Annotated in this window: 15 protein-coding genes; 10 read left to right on the forward strand and 5 right to left on the reverse strand. The window is 44.4% G+C overall.

The genetic code is table 11. From position 1 onward, the window contains the following. The first annotated feature begins 9 nt into the window (after positions 1-9). The 6 genes from BCU34_RS06480 (at position 10) to cobB (ending at position 7,564) form a co-directional block, all read left to right on the forward strand. Positions 10-2,865 (forward strand): formate dehydrogenase subunit alpha, encoded by a 2,856-nt coding sequence (locus tag BCU34_RS06480; protein ID WP_102478358.1) that lies wholly within the window; start codon positions 10-12, stop codon positions 2,863-2,865. Between the two features lie 11 nt (positions 2,866-2,876). Continuing rightward, entirely contained in the window at positions 2,877-3,485 is a 609-nt protein-coding gene (gene fdh3B / locus BCU34_RS06485; RefSeq protein ID WP_004742271.1) for a formate dehydrogenase FDH3 subunit beta, read from the forward strand. 13 nt (positions 3,486-3,498) lie between these two features. Then, positions 3,499-4,572 (forward strand): formate dehydrogenase subunit gamma, encoded by a 1,074-nt coding sequence (locus BCU34_RS06490; RefSeq protein ID WP_102478359.1) that lies wholly within the window; start codon positions 3,499-3,501, stop codon positions 4,570-4,572. Further along, positions 4,556-4,972, forward strand: coding sequence for a hypothetical protein (locus BCU34_RS06495; protein WP_048658737.1), 417 nt, complete (start codon positions 4,556-4,558; stop codon positions 4,970-4,972). The genes BCU34_RS06490 and BCU34_RS06495 overlap by 17 nt, the downstream gene beginning before the upstream one ends. A gap of 377 nt (positions 4,973-5,349) precedes the next feature. After that, a complete protein-coding gene (locus BCU34_RS06500) occupies positions 5,350-6,570 on the forward strand; it encodes an ammonium transporter (protein ID WP_102431931.1) in 1,221 nt (406 codons plus the stop codon). 259 nt (positions 6,571-6,829) lie between these two features. Next, complete coding sequence (gene cobB, locus BCU34_RS06505) at positions 6,830-7,564, forward strand: Sir2 family NAD+-dependent deacetylase (RefSeq protein ID WP_102431930.1); 735 nt, start codon at positions 6,830-6,832, stop codon at positions 7,562-7,564. 95 nt (positions 7,565-7,659) lie between these two features. Here cobB and BCU34_RS06510 read toward each other — a convergent pair whose 3' ends face one another. The 5 genes from BCU34_RS06510 to potA all read right to left on the reverse strand — a co-directional run bounded on the left by BCU34_RS06510 (position 7,660) and on the right by potA (position 12,817). Continuing rightward, the gene (locus tag BCU34_RS06510) at positions 7,660-8,697 is read right to left on the reverse strand and encodes an extracellular solute-binding protein (RefSeq protein ID WP_008217941.1); all 1,038 of its coding nucleotides are present in this window, start codon (positions 8,695-8,697) and stop codon (positions 7,660-7,662) included. Positions 8,698-8,908: 211 nt separating this feature from the next. Continuing rightward, positions 8,909-9,943 (reverse strand): extracellular solute-binding protein, encoded by a 1,035-nt coding sequence (locus BCU34_RS06515; RefSeq protein WP_017059628.1) that lies wholly within the window; start codon positions 9,941-9,943, stop codon positions 8,909-8,911. 147 nt (positions 9,944-10,090) lie between these two features. Further along, the gene (gene potC / locus BCU34_RS06520; RefSeq protein WP_004733706.1) at positions 10,091-10,861 is read right to left on the reverse strand and encodes a spermidine/putrescine ABC transporter permease PotC; all 771 of its coding nucleotides are present in this window, start codon (positions 10,859-10,861) and stop codon (positions 10,091-10,093) included. Further along, a complete protein-coding gene (gene potB / locus BCU34_RS06525) occupies positions 10,861-11,718 on the reverse strand; it encodes a spermidine/putrescine ABC transporter permease PotB (protein WP_017059630.1) in 858 nt (285 codons plus the stop codon). The genes potC and potB overlap by 1 nt, the downstream gene beginning before the upstream one ends. Beyond that, positions 11,702-12,817, reverse strand: a complete 1,116-nt coding sequence (gene potA, locus BCU34_RS06530) for a spermidine/putrescine ABC transporter ATP-binding protein PotA (RefSeq protein ID WP_048658741.1) — start codon at positions 12,815-12,817, stop codon at positions 11,702-11,704. Before potA ends, potB begins: the two co-directional genes overlap by 17 nt. A gap of 329 nt (positions 12,818-13,146) precedes the next feature. On the opposite strand from potA, the gene BCU34_RS06535 reads away from it, so the two are divergent. The 4 genes from BCU34_RS06535 to ttcA all read left to right on the forward strand — a co-directional run bounded on the left by BCU34_RS06535 (position 13,147) and on the right by ttcA (position 16,785). Next, positions 13,147-13,974, forward strand: coding sequence for a hypothetical protein (locus BCU34_RS06535; RefSeq protein ID WP_048612081.1), 828 nt, complete (start codon positions 13,147-13,149; stop codon positions 13,972-13,974). After that, positions 13,967-14,815 (forward strand): glucosaminidase domain-containing protein, encoded by an 849-nt coding sequence (locus tag BCU34_RS06540; RefSeq protein ID WP_102479525.1) that lies wholly within the window; start codon positions 13,967-13,969, stop codon positions 14,813-14,815. The genes BCU34_RS06535 and BCU34_RS06540 overlap by 8 nt, the downstream gene beginning before the upstream one ends. Before the next feature lie 122 nt (positions 14,816-14,937). Beyond that, the gene (locus BCU34_RS06545; RefSeq protein ID WP_102479523.1) at positions 14,938-15,588 is read left to right on the forward strand and encodes a DUF2987 domain-containing protein; all 651 of its coding nucleotides are present in this window, start codon (positions 14,938-14,940) and stop codon (positions 15,586-15,588) included. Between the two features lie 303 nt (positions 15,589-15,891). Continuing rightward, complete coding sequence (gene ttcA, locus BCU34_RS06550) at positions 15,892-16,785, forward strand: tRNA 2-thiocytidine(32) synthetase TtcA (protein ID WP_017059635.1); 894 nt, start codon at positions 15,892-15,894, stop codon at positions 16,783-16,785. Positions 16,786-16,877 lie beyond the last annotated feature (92 nt).

Here is a 16,877-nt window from a genome sequence, read left to right on the forward strand (position 1 = left end):
AGATAACGGATGAAACTTGTCAAACGCTCCGATAGTGTGAGCAAAGAAACCAATCAGCTAGGCGTGTCTCGACGTGCCTTCATGAAAAACACTTCATTAGCTGCTGGTGGCGCAGTGGTAGGCGCAAGTCTATTCGCACCGGGCATGATGAAGAAAGCACAGGCTAAATCAGTCGATCCAGAAGCGAAAACAGAAGTGAAACGTACTATCTGTTCTCACTGTTCTGTGGGTTGCGGTATCTACGCTGAAGTACAAAACGGTGTTTGGACAGGTCAAGAGCCTGCATTTGATCACCCATTCAACGCTGGTGGACACTGTGCGAAAGGTGCAGCACTTCGTGAGCACGGCCACGGTGAGCGTCGCCTTAAGTACCCAATGAAATTGGAAGGCGGTAAGTGGAAGAAGCTTTCTTGGGAACAAGCGATTGAAGAGATCGGTAACAAATCGCTAGAACTTCGTAAAGAGTCTGGCCCTGATTCGGTTTACTTCCTAGGTAGTGCAAAGCACAGCAACGAGCAAGCTTACGCATTCCGTAAGATGGCGTCGCTTTGGGGCACCAACAACGTTGACCACCAAGCGCGTATTTGTCACTCAACCACAGTAGCCGGTGTTGCAAACACTTGGGGTTACGGTGCAATGACCAACTCGTTCAATGATATGCACAACTGTAAGTCGATGCTGTTCATTGGTTCAAACCCAGCAGAAGCTCACCCAGTAGCGATGCAACACATCCTAATCGCGAAAGAGAAGAACAACTGTAAGATCGTTGTTGCGGATCCTCGTCGTACGCGCACTGCAGCGAAATCTGATCACTATGTATCACTTCGCCCTGGTTCAGACGTTGCGTTTATCTGGGGTGTGTTGTGGCATGTCTTTGCTAACAAATGGGAAGACCAAGAATTCATCCGCCAACGTGTATTCGGCATGGACGAGATCCGTGAAGAAGTCGCGAAGTGGAGCCCAGCAGAAGTTGAACGTGTAACAGGCGTAAGCGAAGAAGACGTTTACCACACAGCGAAACTGCTTTCTGAAAACCGTCCGGGTTGTATCGTTTGGTGTATGGGTGGTACTCAACACACCACAGGTAACAACAACACACGTGCTTACTGTGTACTTGAGCTTGCGCTGGGTAACATCGGTAAATCAGGCGGTGGTGCAAACATTTTCCGTGGTCACGATAACGTACAAGGCGCAACTGACCTTGGCGTATTGTCAGACACACTACCAGGTTACTACGGCCTATCTGAAGGTTCTTGGCGTCACTGGTCGAAAGTTTGGGACATCGACTTTGATTGGGTGAAGGGACGTTTCGACGACAACGCATACGGCGGTCAAAAACCAATGAACAGTGCAGGTATTCCTGTATCTCGTTGGGTTGATGGCGTACTTGAAGACAAAGACAAGATTCGTCAACGCGAAAACATCCGCGCGATGTTCTACTGGGGTCACGCGGTGAACTCTCAGACTCGTGGTCCAGAGATGAAAAAGGCGATGCAGAAGCTGGATATGATGGTTATTGTTGACCCATACCCAACGGTTGCAGCGGTAATGAATGATCGTACTGACGGCGTTTACCTGCTTCCAGCGACGACTCAGTTTGAAACCTACGGCAGCGTAACGGCATCAAACCGTTCTCTACAGTGGCGTGACAAGGTGGTAGACCCTCTGTTCGAATCTAAGCCTGACCACGAAATCATGTACCTTCTTTCTAAGAAACTTGGTTTCTCTGATCAGCTGTTCAAAAACATCCGTGTTGAGAACAACCAACCATTGATTGAAGACATCACACGTGAATTCAACAAAGGTATGTGGACGATCGGTTACACAGGTCAAAGCCCTGAGCGCTTGAAAGAGCACCAACAGAACTGGCATACATTCCACAAAACAACGCTTGCTGCAGAAGGCGGGCCAGCGAATGGCGAGACTTACGGTCTTCCTTGGCCATGTTGGGGCAACCCAGAAATGAAACACCCAGGTACACATATCCTTTACGATACGTCTAAGCCTGTTGCAGAGGGAGGCGGTAACTTCCGTACTCGTTTCGGTGTTGAGTTTGAAGGTCAAAGCCTACTGGCTGAAGACAGCTACTCGAAAGGCAGCGAAATCAAAGATGGCTACCCTGAGTTCAGTGACAAACTACTGAAACAACTGGGTTGGTGGGATGACCTAACAGCAGCAGAGAAAGCCTCTGCTGAAGGCAAAAACTGGAAGACCGACGTTTCTGGCGGTATTCAACGCGTGGCTATCAAACACGGTTGTATCCCGTTTGGTAATGCAAAAGCGCGTGCGATTGTTTGGACATTCCCAGACCGCGTACCACTGCACCGTGAGCCGCTTTACACGCCACGTCGCGACCTAGTTGCTGATTACCCAACATGGGATGACAAAGAGGCGATCTTCCGTGTACCTACGCTTTACAAGTCGATTCAAGAGCAAGACAAATCTGGTGAATACCCGATTATCCTGACTTCTGGTCGTCTGGTTGAGTACGAAGGTGGTGGTGAAGAGACACGTTCTAACCCTTGGCTAGCAGAACTTCAACAAGAGATGTTCGTTGAAGTGAACCCGAAAGACGCGAACGACATCGGCTTTAAAGACGGTGATGATGTTTGGGTTGAGGGTGCAGAGAAGGGCCGTATTAAGGTGAAAGCGATGGTTACACGTCGTGTGAAACCGGGTCTGGCATTCATCCCATTCCACTTCGGTGGTAAGTTCCAAGGCGAAGATTTGCGTTCTAAATACCCAGAAGGCACTGATCCTTACGTTATTGGTGAAGCTGCTAACACAGCAACCACATACGGTTACGACCCTGTCACGTTGATGCAGGAAACGAAAGTAACCCTTTGTAATATTCGTAAAGCGTAAGGAGTCTTAAAATGGCTAGAATGAAATTTCTTTGTGACACCAAGCGTTGTATCGAATGTAACGGTTGTGTCACTGCATGTAAGAATGAAAATGATGATGCTCTGGAATGGGGTATTCAACGTCGTCGCGTTGTGACATTGAACGATGGCGAACCGGGTGAAAACTCTATCTCAGTTGCGTGTATGCACTGTACTGATGCGCCATGTATGGCAGTTTGTCCTGCAGACTGTTTTGAACATACAGAAGACGGCATCGTACTTCACAACAAAGATCTGTGTATCGGTTGTGGTTACTGCTTGTTTGCTTGTCCGTTTGGCGCACCTCAATTCCCTAAACAGGAAGCGTTTGGTGAGCGCGGTAAGATGGACAAATGTACCTTCTGTGCTGGCGGCCCAGAGACAGAACCAGGTTCTGTTGAAGAGCGTCAAAAGTACGGTGCGAACCGTATTGCAGAAGGCAAACTGCCAATGTGTGCTTCGCTTTGTTCAACCAAAGCACTGCTAGCGGGTGACGCAGAGAAAGTTTCTGATGTTTTCCGTCAGCGTGTAGTTGAACGTGGTGCGAAAGGTGCAGGTTGGACAGACGGCAACGACCTTTCTTACGATGCGACTAAGAGCTAAGTAGGAGAGACATATGCTTACAATGTTTAAGCGTCTCTTCCTTGTTGTGCTGCCGATGTTGGCAGCACTAACAATGCTTTCTCCTATGAGTCATGCATCTGAGACGAACTCATCACAAACTCAATCGAGCTCTGCTCAACGAGAAATCACTCAACTTGCTGGTGCCGATTTTTGGCGACAAGTAAGAAATGGTGAAGAAGGTTACACCACATCTCAATCGGCTGAACACGGTGTGTTAATCAGTACTCCAGGTCAGACGTGGTACATATTGAAAGAGAAGTGGATGTCACCAGCCGGTGCCGTCGCTATCTTTGGCAGTATTGCTTTCGTGACTTTGATGTACGTTGTGATTGGACCGCTAATGCTAAGCGCACCAAGAACAGGTCGTAAGATCAAACGTTGGTCTCGACTTGATCGTGCATTGCACTGGAGCATGGCGTTTACCTTCTTAACACTGGCATTCAGTGGTTTGATGTTGGTTTACGGTAAACACTTCTTGAAACCTTATATCCCAACGGATCTATGGGGCTTCATTGTTCTACTGGCTAAGCAATACCACAACTACATCGGACCGATTTTCTATGTGCTGTTGATGGCTGTTCTGATCAAGTGGTGGCGCAAGTCTATCTTTAAGATGGTCGATATCCAGTGGTTCATGAAACTGGGTGGCATGGTAGGGAAACATAAAGGTTCTCACCCATCTGCAGAGTTCTCGAACGCGGGTGAAAAAGCACTGTTCTGGCTATTGATTGTTATGGGTAGTGTGGCTGCGATCAGTGGCTTGGTTTTAGACTTTCCAATCTTCGGTCAAACGCGTCGAGATATGGAGCTTTCAAACCTAGTCCATATGTTAGCTGCTTTGATCCTTATCTGTGGTTTCGTGTTCCACATCTACATCGGCTTGTTCGGTATGGAAGGGGCACTAGAAGGTATGGTAACAGGCGAAGTTGATGAGACTTGGGCTAAAGAGCACCATGACCTTTGGTACAAAGAAGTGATGGAACAAGAGAAAAACGGCGTTGAGCAAAGCGCTAACGCAACAACAGAGAAAACGGAAGGGGTGAATAAGAATGAACAAACCTCATAAAGGTATTTGGGTCGCTTACATACTAAGCTGCTTTACACCATTTACTTGCCTTCTCTCTGGTGTGGTTGCCATCATCTACGCGGGCTATCGTTTAGATAAAGGCGAAGACGGGGAAGTAGTGGATACCCATTACTACGGACTGATTCGCTCGTTCTTCTTGAACCTGACGTTCTTCGTGGTGCTTATCGTAACGGTAGCGACCTCTAATGGCGTGTTAATCGGTGTGAACGATTACTGGTATCAAAACCATATTATCGATGACATCGCTTACTACATTCCATATGTAGGCATGTTGTTCGGTGGTGTTGCGATTGTGGTTTGGTTTATCCGTATGTATCAAGGTATGCAGCGTTTAAGTCAAAATCTACCGCAAAACCCGTCGACAGGGCCAAACCTGTAACGCTAACACGTTAACGACATCTCTAAAGAAAGCCCAGTGATTCAAATTCACTGGGCTTTTTGTTTTTAGGCTATGGAACAGTAAATTGTTGTCAGCCGCTCTCTGTATCAGAACCTACTTATTGACCGCTTCAATATGGTGCAACTCCCTTATTTGGTGCAATTGTCGTGGTTGTTTTTTCGATTTTTAATAACCATAAAAGTGCACGTAAATATTTAGACTTTAATAATCAACGACTTAAAATTAAAATCTATTGCACGAAGATTACCCTTTACACTTGGAACACATCTTGCGTTTACTGTTGAGTCTTTAATTAATTACAACATTGAATCGCACGATATCAGTGCAAATCAGATAAAGCGAAGGAGAATGCTTTAATGAGTGAAACGGTGACTCAAGTTCATAGTGCAGTACAAACCCTTACCCAAAGTTCAGATACTTTATTCCTACTACTTGGCGCAATCATGGTCTTCCTGATGCATGCAGGCTTTGCTTTTCTCGAAGTCGGTACCGTGCGAAAGAAAAACCAAGTAAACGCGCTGGTTAAAATCCTTTCCGACTTTGGTGTCTCCGCCATCGCTTATTTCTTTATCGGTTACTGGGTTGCTTACGGTGCACACTTTTTTGCCGACGCTGAAACGCTCTCACAAGGTAATGGTTACGAACTGGTTAAGTTCTTCTTCCTAATGACCTTCGCTGCGGCAATTCCTGCGATTGTTTCTGGTGGTATCGCAGAGCGTGCACGTTTCTATCCAATTTTGATCGCAACGTTATTTACCGTTGGTTTCATCTACCCATTTTTCGAAGGCATCATTTGGAACGGTAACTTTGGTTTCCAAGATTGGCTAGAAGGCCAGTTTGGCTATGGTTTCCATGACTTCGCAGGCTCGGTAGTGGTTCACGGTGTCGGCGGTTGGATTGCATTGGTTGCGGTTTACTTCTTAGGGATGCGTAAAGGTCGCATCCGCGCGGGTAAACACACTAACTTCGCACCATCGAACATTCCATTTTTAGCACTAGGTTCTTGGATCTTATGTGTGGGTTGGTTTGGCTTTAACGTGATGTCTGCACAAGCAATCAACGGCATCAGCGGCCTAGTGGCGATGAACTCACTGATGGCAATGGTTGGCGGTATTCTTGCGGCGCTTGTTGCTGGTAAGAATGACCCGGGCTTTATCCATAATGGTCCTTTGGCTGGCTTAGTAGCAATTTGTGCAGGTTCAGACTTAATGCACCCATTAGGCGCTTTGGTGACAGGCGGTGTGGCAGGCGCGTTGTTCGTTTACTTGTTCACGTACATGCAAAACAAAACACAGATTGATGATGTATTGGGTGTATGGCCTCTGCATGGTGTATGTGGCGCTTGGGGTGGCATTGCAGCGGGTATCTTCGGTTCGCAAACATTCTGGGGCTTAGGCGGTGTGAGCTTTGCTTCTCAAGTGGTTGGTACACTGGCGGGTATTGCTGTTGCTCTGATTGGTGCTTTGATTGTTTACGGCGTGCTCAGCAAGCTAACTGGCCTACGTTTAAGTGAAGAAGATGAGTTCAACGGTGCGGATCTTTCAATCCATAAGATCTCATCTATCAACGAAGACTAACTCTAGTTGCTGCGATGAGTTTTAAACTCATCAAGTACATAACAGTTATACAAAACTAAGCGGCTTCGGTCGCTTTTTTTGTTTCAGTGAAAAGCAAAACGGAGAGTTTGCGTAACAACGGCAGCACCCATCAAGCGAGTTATGTCACAAATAGCCAATGAATTCAGTTGCCTAAGACTATGGTCTAATCCCTAAAACTATTGTTGGAATTTGAACAGTGCTAAGCTGTTACAAAGTGACATATTGAAAAGGACGTTGTATGCATTTCCCATATCGAAATATCGTAATTCTTACTGGCGCTGGCATTTCCGCGGAGTCGGGGATACAAACATTCCGAGCACAAGACGGGCTATGGGAAAACCATAAAATCGAAGATGTCGCCACTCCAGAAGGGTTTGCTAAAGATCCCGACTTGGTTCAAGCATTCTATAACAAGCGTCGCCATGGTTTACAAGGTGAGGGCATTCATCCAAACTCAGCCCACAAGGCGCTAGGTGAGCTTGAAGACAAACTTGATGGTAAAGTAACAATCATCACTCAGAACATCGACAACCTGCACGAGAGAGGCGGTAGTAACAACATTATCCACATGCACGGTGAACTTCTAAAAGCACGTTGCAGTGAATCGAATCAAGTTATCGAATATAAAGGTGACATTGAAACTGGTGAACTTTGTCACTGTTGTCAAATTCCAGCGCAAATGCGTCCTCATATTGTGTGGTTTGGCGAAATGCCATTAAGAATGGGTGACATCTATTCAGCACTCGAAGAAGCCGATCTCTTTATCTCTATCGGAACTTCAGGTGTTGTTTATCCAGCTGCAGGCTTTGTTCATGATGCAAAAATGCATGGTGCGCACACAATAGAGATCAATCTAGAACCAAGCGCGGTTGAAAGTGAGTTTGAAGAGAAACGTTACGGTAAGGCGAGTATCGAGGTACCTAAACTCGTCGGGGAATTGTTATGTTCAGAGAAAGGTTCTTTAACGGCCTAAGCCTTATCTTTGATAAAGCACATCAGTTTCTGAATCTGAAAAAAATAAAGCGGCTTACGCCGCTTTATTTACTTAACTGATTAACTAACAATAACTTAGTTGTTCACTTTAAGTTTTTGGAAGTACTCGTCATAAATGACGCTCGCTTCACCAACTTCATCTTGCCATACACCGTTATCCATCACTGATTGTGGTGGGAAAACGTTCTTGTCTTCAGCAAATTCTTTTGGAAGAAGAGGGTAAGCGGTTTTTACTGGAGTCGGGTAGCCGATCTCTAGAGCAATTTTCGCTGCGTTCTCTGGGCGAAGAAGGAAATCGATCATCTTATGAGCGGCTTCGATGTTCTTAGCACCAGATGGAATCGCTAGGCTGTCCATCCAGAAGATAGCGCCTTTCTCTGGCCAGATAATGTCAATCGTTGCGCCTTCTTGGCGTGCCATGTAAGCAGAGCCATTCCAAAGCATACCAAGTGACACTTCACCCGCTAGGTAAGGGTTCGCAGGGAAGTCTGAGTTAAATACCAATACGTTTGGCATCAGCTTACGAAGTTCTTCGTACGCTTCTTTGATTTCTTCTGGGTTGGTTGTGTTTGGAGAGTAACCCAATTTAGATAAAGCGATATGGAAAACCTCACGAGAGTCATCCATCATCATCAGCTGACCTTCCCACTGTGTATCCCACAGGTCACCCCAGTTTTTCACTGAAGACTTGTCTAGCATATCTGAGTTGATACCAATGCCCGTTGCACCCCAAATGTATGGGATTGAGTAGTTGTTGCTTGGGTCAAATGGCTTATCTAAGTAATTTGGATCCAAATCAGCAAAGTGGCTTAGCTTAGTTTTATCAAGCTCTTGAAGCATGCCTTCTTTACGCATCTTAGAAACGAAGTAAGTAGAAGGAACCACTAAGTCATAACCCGTACCTTGAGTTTTTAACTTAGCGTACATGCTTTCGTTAGACTCATAAGTAGAGTAATAAACCTTAATGCCCGTCTCTTTTGTGAAGTCTTCTAATACTTCATTTGGGATATATTCAGACCAGTTGTAAAAATACAGTTCTTGGTCAGCTGCGAAAGAGGGTGTAGAAAGTAAAGTAGCAGCACACAATGCGCCGGTATACAGTGTTTTTTTCATTACTGTTCCGTTCATTTGTTTGATTTGAAGTTGGGTAGTGAGCCCAAAGTAAAAGGATTCCTAAAAATCGGGGTATATTATAGCAGCGATATAATAAAATAGGCAGCCTAAGCTGCCTATTCATTGATATTCTTATTTTTAACTTGTTGATTATCTAGCTAGGCTTGTGAAGTAAACCTATTACTTAGTCGCCATTAGATAATAAGCTAAGTTACTGACCTGCTTTAAGTTTCATGAAGTAATCTTCGTACTTCACTGTCTTGTCGCCAACTGCAGCTTGCCATTCAACACGGTCAAGATCTTCTTGAGACGGGAACAGAGCAGGGCTGTCTTTGAACTTCTCGTTAGACGCTTTAACTGCCGTTAGGTAGCCAGTATCGCGAGAAATCTGCTCAGCAATTTCAGGGCGAAGTAGGAAGTCGATCATCTTATGAGCCGCTTCTACGTTTACCGCACCAGAACTGATTGCAAAGTTATCAACCCAACCGATACCGCCTTCTTTAGGGAAAACCAATTTGATTGGTAGACCTTCGTTTTGCGCAGCGGCAGCAGAACCGTTCCACAGCATACCAAGTCCAACTTCACCAGACATATATGGCGCGCCTGGGTTATCTGAGTTAAATACTAGAACGTTTGGCATCAGCTTTTGTAGCTCAGCGTACGCTTCGTCGATCTCTTTCTCGTTTGTTGTGTTACCAGAGTAACCTAACTTACGTAGTGCGATGTGGAACACTTCACGAGTGTCATCCATCATCATTAGTTGACCTTCAAGCTCAGGCTTCCATAGATCAGCCCAGCTTTGGAAATCTTCTGGATCGTACATGTCAGTGTTAACAGCAAGACCTGTGATCGCAACTACGTGTGGAATAGAGTAGTCGTTACTTGGGTCGTACGGCTTATCTAGGTAGTTAGTATCTAGATTCTTGAAGTTGTTCAGCTTAGTTTTGTCGATCTTTTGTAGCATACCTTCGTCACGCATCTTAGATACGAAGTAAGTCGACGGCACAACTAGGTCGTAGCCTTTGTTGTGTGTTTTTAGCTTTGCGTACAGGGTTTCGTTCGACTCGTAAGTCGAGTAGATAACCTTGATACCAGTTTCATCAGTGAACTGTTCTAGAATCTCACTGTTGATGTAAGGTCCCCAGTTCATGAATACCAATTCTTTGTTATCTTTTGCAAATGATGGTGCAGATAACATTGAAAGCGCACATGCACTACCAGCTAATAGAGTAGCCCATTTTTTCATTGACGTTAGCTCCAAACTAAACGTTGCCCGAAGGCAGTAGATAGAAAAACAGAATGGCAATTTACCATTCTGTTTATGATTAACACTTTTTTGAACTTGAAGTAGCTTAACTTCTTACCAAGCCTGTCTCTTTATAGAGTAGGAGACTTACTTGATTTTTTCTCTCGCTAATAACTGAGAAATGATCACCAGTATTAACGACACCACTAACATCACTGTTGCTAGGGCGTTTACCTCAGGAGAGATACCCACTTTAACCATTGAGTAAATCTTCAGTGGTAAGATTTCATACGTTGGACCGGTTACGAAAGAACTGATGATCACATCGTCCAGAGACAGAGTGAAGCTCAATAACCAACCCGCAGCAACCGCTGGCTTAGCAAGTGGTAAGATGATCTGTTTTAGGATCGTCCATTCGCTCGCACCTAAGTCTTTTGCTGCTTCTAACATCTTCACATCAAAGCCATTCAAGCGACTGTAAACCGTTACCACAACGAACGGTAGACAGAAGGTAATGTGAGCAGCAAGTAGGGTAAAGAACCCAAGTTGTACACCCATTACTAAGAACAGAGCCAGTAACGAAATTGCCATTACGATATCTGGTGACATCATTACGATGAACAACATGCCATTTACGATGCCTTTACCTTTAAATTGGTAACGGAATAGGGCTACTGCTGTAAGGCTACCGACAATCGTTGCGGCTGTTGCTGAGAACACCGCTACATTGATCGAGTGCCACGCAGCCTGCATTAGGCTGTCGTTGTTAATAAGCGCGTCATACCATTTAGTCGTGAAGCCACCCCATTTCATACCAAACTTATTGGCATTAAACGAGTTAGCAATCAATACGATAATAGGTAGGTATAGAAAGGCGTATACCAGCGCCATAAAGCTGAACTTAACTGTGCGCCCCATTAGTCTAGCTCCACTTTCTTATTCAATAGCTTACCTGCTCGGTAGTAGGCATACAGCATCACAGCCATTGCCATGGTCAGTGCGATACTCGTCGCTGCACCAAACGGCCAGTCTCGAGCGTTGAGCACTTGGCTCTTAATCACGTTACCAATCAATAGGTTCTTAGCTCCGCCTAATAGGTCAGAGATGTAGAACATACCTAACGCTGGCAGTAGTACTAATAAACAACCGCCGATAATGCCCGGCATTGTTAGGGGCAGTACAACTTTCAATAGCGTTTGCAGTTTGTTCGCACCTAAATCTTTAGCCGCTTCTAAATACGTATCATCCAGTTTCTCAATCGCTGAATACAGCGGCAGAATCATAAACGGAAGTAGGATGTACACTAAACCGATCATTACTGCGGTTTCTGAGTACATGATACGTAGCGGTTTATCAATGATATCTAGCGCTAACAAACTTTTGTTCAAGACACCTTGCGTACCCAGTACAATCTTCAATCCATAAGTACGAATCAAAGAGTTAGTCCAAAATGGGACAATCACTAGGAACAACATGATTGGACGCCACTTCGCAGGCATTTTTGCCACGATGTAAGCGAACGGGTAACCAATAATTAAACAAAGTAGGGTTGCGACAATTGCCATATAGAAAGAGTGCATCAACACTTTAAAATACAGCGGGTCAGCCAAACGCACGTAGTTATCGAGGGTGAAGGTCATCTCGATCAAGTTCGCTTCATCACGAGTTAAGAAGCTAGTACCGATGATCATGATGTTTGGAATCATCACGAACAGCACTAACCAACCTGTGATTAAAGCAACAATTGCGTTTTGTAAATTAAACTTCTTGCTCATCTTCTAATACCACTTCCCAGCTCTCAACCCAAGTTACTGCAACTTTTTGGCCCAGCGAGTGATCAACATCAGGGTCATCTTCGTTGAAGAATTCGCTAACCATGACACGCATACCAGATTCAAGTTCTACAACTGAATCTAATGTCATGCCTTTATAGGTTCGCTCGACAATGTGGCCAACAATACCGCGTTGCTCAGACTCTTTGATTTCTTCGATACGAAGATCTTCAGGGCGAAGCAATACTTGCAGTTTTTGACCCGGTGTGACGTCTTTATCGTGATAGATAACCGACTCTTCACCTTCGATTGTCGCAACAATGCGTTTTTCATCTAGACGAGATTTCGCTGTCGCTTCGAATACGTTAATTTCACCAATGAAGCGCGCTACAAATAGGTTCTTAGGCTCTTCGTAGATCTCTCTTGGTGTTCCGTCTTGTTCAATCACGCCATCACGCATAACAATAATACGGTCAGACATAGACAGCGCTTCTTCTTGGTCATGCGTTACAAAAATGAACGTGATACCAAGTTGGCGTTGTAATTGTTTCAGCTCGATTTGCATCTGTTTACGCAGTTTGTAATCCAGAGCAGATAGAGATTCATCCAACAAAAGAACTTTAGGCTTATTAACGACAGCACGAGCGATTGCAATACGTTGCTGTTGACCACCAGATAGCTGGTGTGGCTTTCGTTGTGCCATTTGTTCTAGGCGCACCATTTTCAAAGCATCCATTACACGAGGTTCAATCTCGCTGTTTGGAACTTTCTGCATGCGTAAGCCAAATGCCACATTGTCGAAAACGGTCATATGTGGGAATAGGGCATAGCTTTGGAATACAGTGTTTACATGCCTTTGTTCAGCAGGAACTTGGGTTACGTTTTGTTCAGCTAATAGTATTTGACCACTATCTGCCGTTTCAAAACCCGCAATCATTCTTAGTACGGTTGTTTTACCACAACCTGATGGGCCTAAAATCGTGAGAAACTCACCATGATTTACGTTTAAATCCAGATTGCCGATGACTTCCTTACCATCGAAACTTTTACTGATGCCAGTTAGCTGTACTACTGGCTTTCCTACTGATTTTTTAGCGTTCAACGTCTGTTTTTCTCCACCTTGGTTCTATTTGAGACCTGTTGCTATACACCTTTAAGGCGCGCATCATAATCACCAAAAACGTGAATTCAAAGCATTTTTTACCTTTCGAAGATAAAAAATTTCGCAGGTAAAAGTAAACATCCTTTACCATACTGTTATTTACTGGGTTTACACCCCAACAAGTGTCTAATTATTAACCATTAAGACGCAAAAGCAAGCCTTGTTACAGAATCATATTTTAGTTTGTATCCGACATATGAGTATAATGAAGGTAATTTTTTATCAATAAGTTAGGTGGTTTCGCTTAATCGGCGCACCTAGGTATCAATATGAACAACGACATCGAAAAAGATTTTAATTTGGGCGGTAGTATCAACCGTGCACTTTCTGGCGATTATGAGCTCAAAGCAACGGCTGTATTCCAAGAAGCTTGGAAACATACGATAAGTCACTTTCTTTCGTTTTCCCCTGCGATTATTGCTTTGATGTTTGTGCAACTCGCTATCTTTTATATCGCACTTAAACTACAGCTTGGTGACCCTGCGGTTATATTGGATGCGGTTATCGACCCAGAGTCGTTTACACCACAAATCGTTGAATCAATTTTTATTGCGAACTTTAGCTATGAAGTGATCAGTGCACCTATCTATGCTGGTATCTGTTTAATGGCCATGAGCCACGCTGCTGGTCTACAAACCAAAGTACGCCATATTGGTAAAGGTTTGCAGTTTACGGTTCCCGTTATCCTAGTGACTTTATTTAGCCTAATGCTTCAAGGCATCGCAGGTATGATTCTGCCGTTCTTATCTATCTACTTTTCACTTGCGTTCAGTCATTCGATTCTGCTGATTTGTGATAAGAAAGTGCCGCCAATGCAATCGCTTCTGCTTTCATTAAGAGCGGTAAACAAGAAGATCTTCGTGGTCGCGTCTATTTACCTAATGGTTATGTTGATGTTCATCGTGGCTGCGATGATGTACGGCATTGGCTTAATCTTCGTTCTTCCATTCTTCTTCCACGTGAAAGGTATCCTTTACCGTGAAATGTTTGGCATCAAGTTGAAACTGATTGCTTCAGATCGTCCAAAGAGTGATGACGATAACAACGACAGCAATAACGACGACAATAACAAAAACCCACAGGTGTTCGATGCATAAAGAAACACAGACAAGCGCAAGCAAATCACTTGCGCTTAAAGTGACGGCACTGGCTCTTGTTGGCTCTATTTCACTAATTGGTCCTTATATTTACCAAGAAGAGGAGCGTCGACGTACGACAGAGCAGAGCGCCAATTCCACTGACCAATTTGGTGACTTGACGGTTTCTTCGAGCACACCAAACTTTGCGGCCATCGAAGATGTGAACGAGAAAAAGGACACATTTTTTTCGTTCCTACGTCCAAGCATCAATATTGAAAACAAACGTATCACCAAAGAGCGCGCGTTTTTAACTAAGCTCTCTGAGTCTGGTTTAAACAAAATTGATTCTGAAGACGCATCTTATGCGAAAAGGTTAGGGAAGTTATACAGCTTACCTGTGCCTAGTGAAGGTTTAGATCAGGCATGGCTGACAGAGATGCTTAATCGCGTCAATGTACTGCCAGAAGCGCTCGTACTGACACAAGCAGCGAATGAGTCAGCTTGGGGAACGTCGCGTTTCGCCACCAAAGCGAACAACTATTTCGGACACTGGTGTTACACCAAAGGTTGTGGCCTTGTTCCGCTACAACGTAACGAAGGTAGCTCCCATGAAGTCGCAACATTCTCTTCAAGCCAAGAGTCTGTGCACCGTTACTTCATGAACCTAAACCGAAACCGTGCTTACGCAGACCTAAGAGCAATTCGCGCAAAACTAGCGGCACAGGGCGACGATCTGTTAACGACCGAAACCGCAACAGAGCTCACCAACGGCTTGCTAAAATATTCTGAGCGAGGTTTAGACTATGTGACTGATTTACAAGCTATGATCCGTCACAACGAGGTATACTGGAAAAAGTAACTCGATTTGATAGTCATTTGTTGAGCTTATACGATAAGTTTGAACAAATAACACCACATAAAGAGCAGCTCATTGGCTGCTCTTTCTATTTATAAACGCTCAACTTCGACAAGATTATAATAATGAAAAAGACAGCACTCGCTTTATTAGCCTCATTAAGCCTTGGGGTTTCTCTTCCAGCTTCCGCGCAAGAGTACATGTTCACGTATTCTAAGCTTTATACTCAGCTGAAAAACAACACCAAAGAAGGGCATGATGATGTCAAAGTTGCGGTCTTCTTTGTTGATCAACAAGCTCAGCAAACCTGTCACATCAGCAAAGCTTGGATGGAAAAAGAAGAGCACTACGAAGAGCTAAAAGTCTCTCCTGCGAATGAACTGCTTCTACCTGTAGATCAAAACCTGCGTTCAGCTAATCCTCTTATCTTTGTACAAACTCAAGAAGAAGAGTGTGCGTATTCTTTGGTTGTGATGACGCAAGAGCCTTTAGCTGGCACAGTAGAAGTAACTCAACTAGAAAACCTATTACCACAGATGCAGGCGATGCTTGAAGATGTCAGCGGTATGTTCTCTGGTTGGTTCACGCCTGATATACAAGGGTTAACGCTGGAATTCGCTAATAAGCTTGAAGGCAACATAGAGGTTTCAAACGGCAAGCAACTACCAATCGAAGAAGGGCGAGCGAAATTCACCTTAGAAGAACTGAATGGAAGTGACAGCATCACGTTACCAGAACCAACAGTTCGCGTATTGCCGTACATTCCCGCGCAATAATTTTTAAAGGAATTATTGTTAGCAGAATCAGTCTCCAAACTTTCATGACATATCTTAAAGCAGCCTGATCGAATTAGAGCAGGCTGCTTTTCTTTATCTGTGATACCAACCGAGAGCTTGTGAAGCCGCGTTTCCCTACCGCTTAGGGAGCTTATCGAACAATAAAAGCCGAATCTTTCTAATACTCAGCTTGTTTATCCTGCCGTTACTATTTCAACATGAAATAAAAATCCGTATAATCCACGCCCTAAAACAGTCCCACTAGCAATCTACAGTCGGTAATACGACGGTGTGAGAGTCGCAATGAACCAAAACGATAATAGAAAAGAAACACTTGAATTCAACAAACTTCAGAAACGTCTGAGAAGAAATGTTGGAAATGCCATCATCGACTACAACATGATCGAAGAGAATGACGTAGTAATGGCATGTATTAGTGGCGGTAAAGATTCATTTGCGATGCTAGACATTTTGCTACGTTTACGTGAAGCAGCGCCTATCAAGTTTGATGTTGTGGCAGTAAACCTAGATCAAAAACAACCTGGGTTCCCTGAACACATTCTTCCTGAGTACTTTGAAACACTGAACATTCCTTACTACATCGTAGATAAAGATACGTATTCAGTGGTTAAAGAGAAAGTGCCTGAAGGCAAAACAACGTGTGGCCTATGTTCTCGTCTTCGTCGTGGTACTTTGTACTCATTCGCAGAGAAGATCGGCGCAACTAAGATCGCACTTGGTCACCACCTAGACGACATCGTTGAGACCATGTTCCTAAACATGTTCCACGGCGCGCGCCTAAAGGCTATGCCACCAAAGCTTCGTTCAGATGATGGTCGTAACGTTGTTATCCGTCCACTGACTTACTGTCGCGAAACGGACCTAATCAAATACGCTGAGCACAAAGAGTTCCCAATCATTCCTTGTAACCTATGTGGTTCACAAGAGAATCTACAGCGTCAGAACATTAAAGCGATGCTAATTGATTGGGATAAGAAAACGCCAGGTCGTGTTGAGAAGATCTTCAAGTCAATCCAGAACGTAAGCCCAAGTCAACTGGCTGACCGCGAGCTGTTTGATTTCGTGAACCTTCCTCTAGACCGTAGTGAAGATCGCAAAGCATACGAATTCGAAGAAGCTGAAATCTCATCTTCAAACATTGATGAGTCAATGTTCATCGACGTAACGAACGTTTAGCCATTTGAGTCGATAAAGATGATATTAGCCATTCTGTATTTGGAATGGCGTTGCTCTAGATAATCGAGTAGGAGGAGGCCTCACGGCCTCCG

This window comes from Vibrio sp. 10N.286.45.E10, from assembly GCF_002874195.2.
Lineage (GTDB): Bacteria > Pseudomonadota > Gammaproteobacteria > Enterobacterales > Vibrionaceae > Vibrio > Vibrio crassostreae.

Excerpts from the sequence above, each read along its gene's own strand:
- fdh3B (WP_004742271.1), top strand. The coding sequence starts at position 2,877 with ATGGCTAGAATGAAATTTCTTTGTGACACCAAGCGTTGTATCGAATGT.
- BCU34_RS06535 (WP_048612081.1), top strand. The coding sequence starts at position 13,147 with ATGAACAACGACATCGAAAAAGATTTTAATTTGGGCGGTAGTATCAAC.
- BCU34_RS06495 (WP_048658737.1), top strand. The coding sequence starts at position 4,556 with ATGAACAAACCTCATAAAGGTATTTGGGTCGCTTACATACTAAGCTGC.
- BCU34_RS06480 (WP_102478358.1), top strand. The coding sequence starts at position 10 with ATGAAACTTGTCAAACGCTCCGATAGTGTGAGCAAAGAAACCAATCAG.
- cobB (WP_102431930.1), top strand. The coding sequence starts at position 6,830 with ATGCATTTCCCATATCGAAATATCGTAATTCTTACTGGCGCTGGCATT.
- ttcA (WP_017059635.1), top strand. The coding sequence starts at position 15,892 with ATGAACCAAAACGATAATAGAAAAGAAACACTTGAATTCAACAAACTT.
- BCU34_RS06500 (WP_102431931.1), top strand. The coding sequence starts at position 5,350 with ATGAGTGAAACGGTGACTCAAGTTCATAGTGCAGTACAAACCCTTACC.
- BCU34_RS06515 (WP_017059628.1), bottom strand. The coding sequence starts at position 9,943 with ATGAAAAAATGGGCTACTCTATTAGCTGGTAGTGCATGTGCGCTTTCA.
- BCU34_RS06510 (WP_008217941.1), bottom strand. The coding sequence starts at position 8,697 with ATGAAAAAAACACTGTATACCGGCGCATTGTGTGCTGCTACTTTACTT.
- potB (WP_017059630.1), bottom strand. The coding sequence starts at position 11,718 with ATGAGCAAGAAGTTTAATTTACAAAACGCAATTGTTGCTTTAATCACA.
- BCU34_RS06540 (WP_102479525.1), top strand. The coding sequence starts at position 13,967 with ATGCATAAAGAAACACAGACAAGCGCAAGCAAATCACTTGCGCTTAAA.
- BCU34_RS06545 (WP_102479523.1), top strand. The coding sequence starts at position 14,938 with ATGAAAAAGACAGCACTCGCTTTATTAGCCTCATTAAGCCTTGGGGTT.
- potC (WP_004733706.1), bottom strand. The coding sequence starts at position 10,861 with ATGGGGCGCACAGTTAAGTTCAGCTTTATGGCGCTGGTATACGCCTTT.
- BCU34_RS06490 (WP_102478359.1), top strand. The coding sequence starts at position 3,499 with ATGCTTACAATGTTTAAGCGTCTCTTCCTTGTTGTGCTGCCGATGTTG.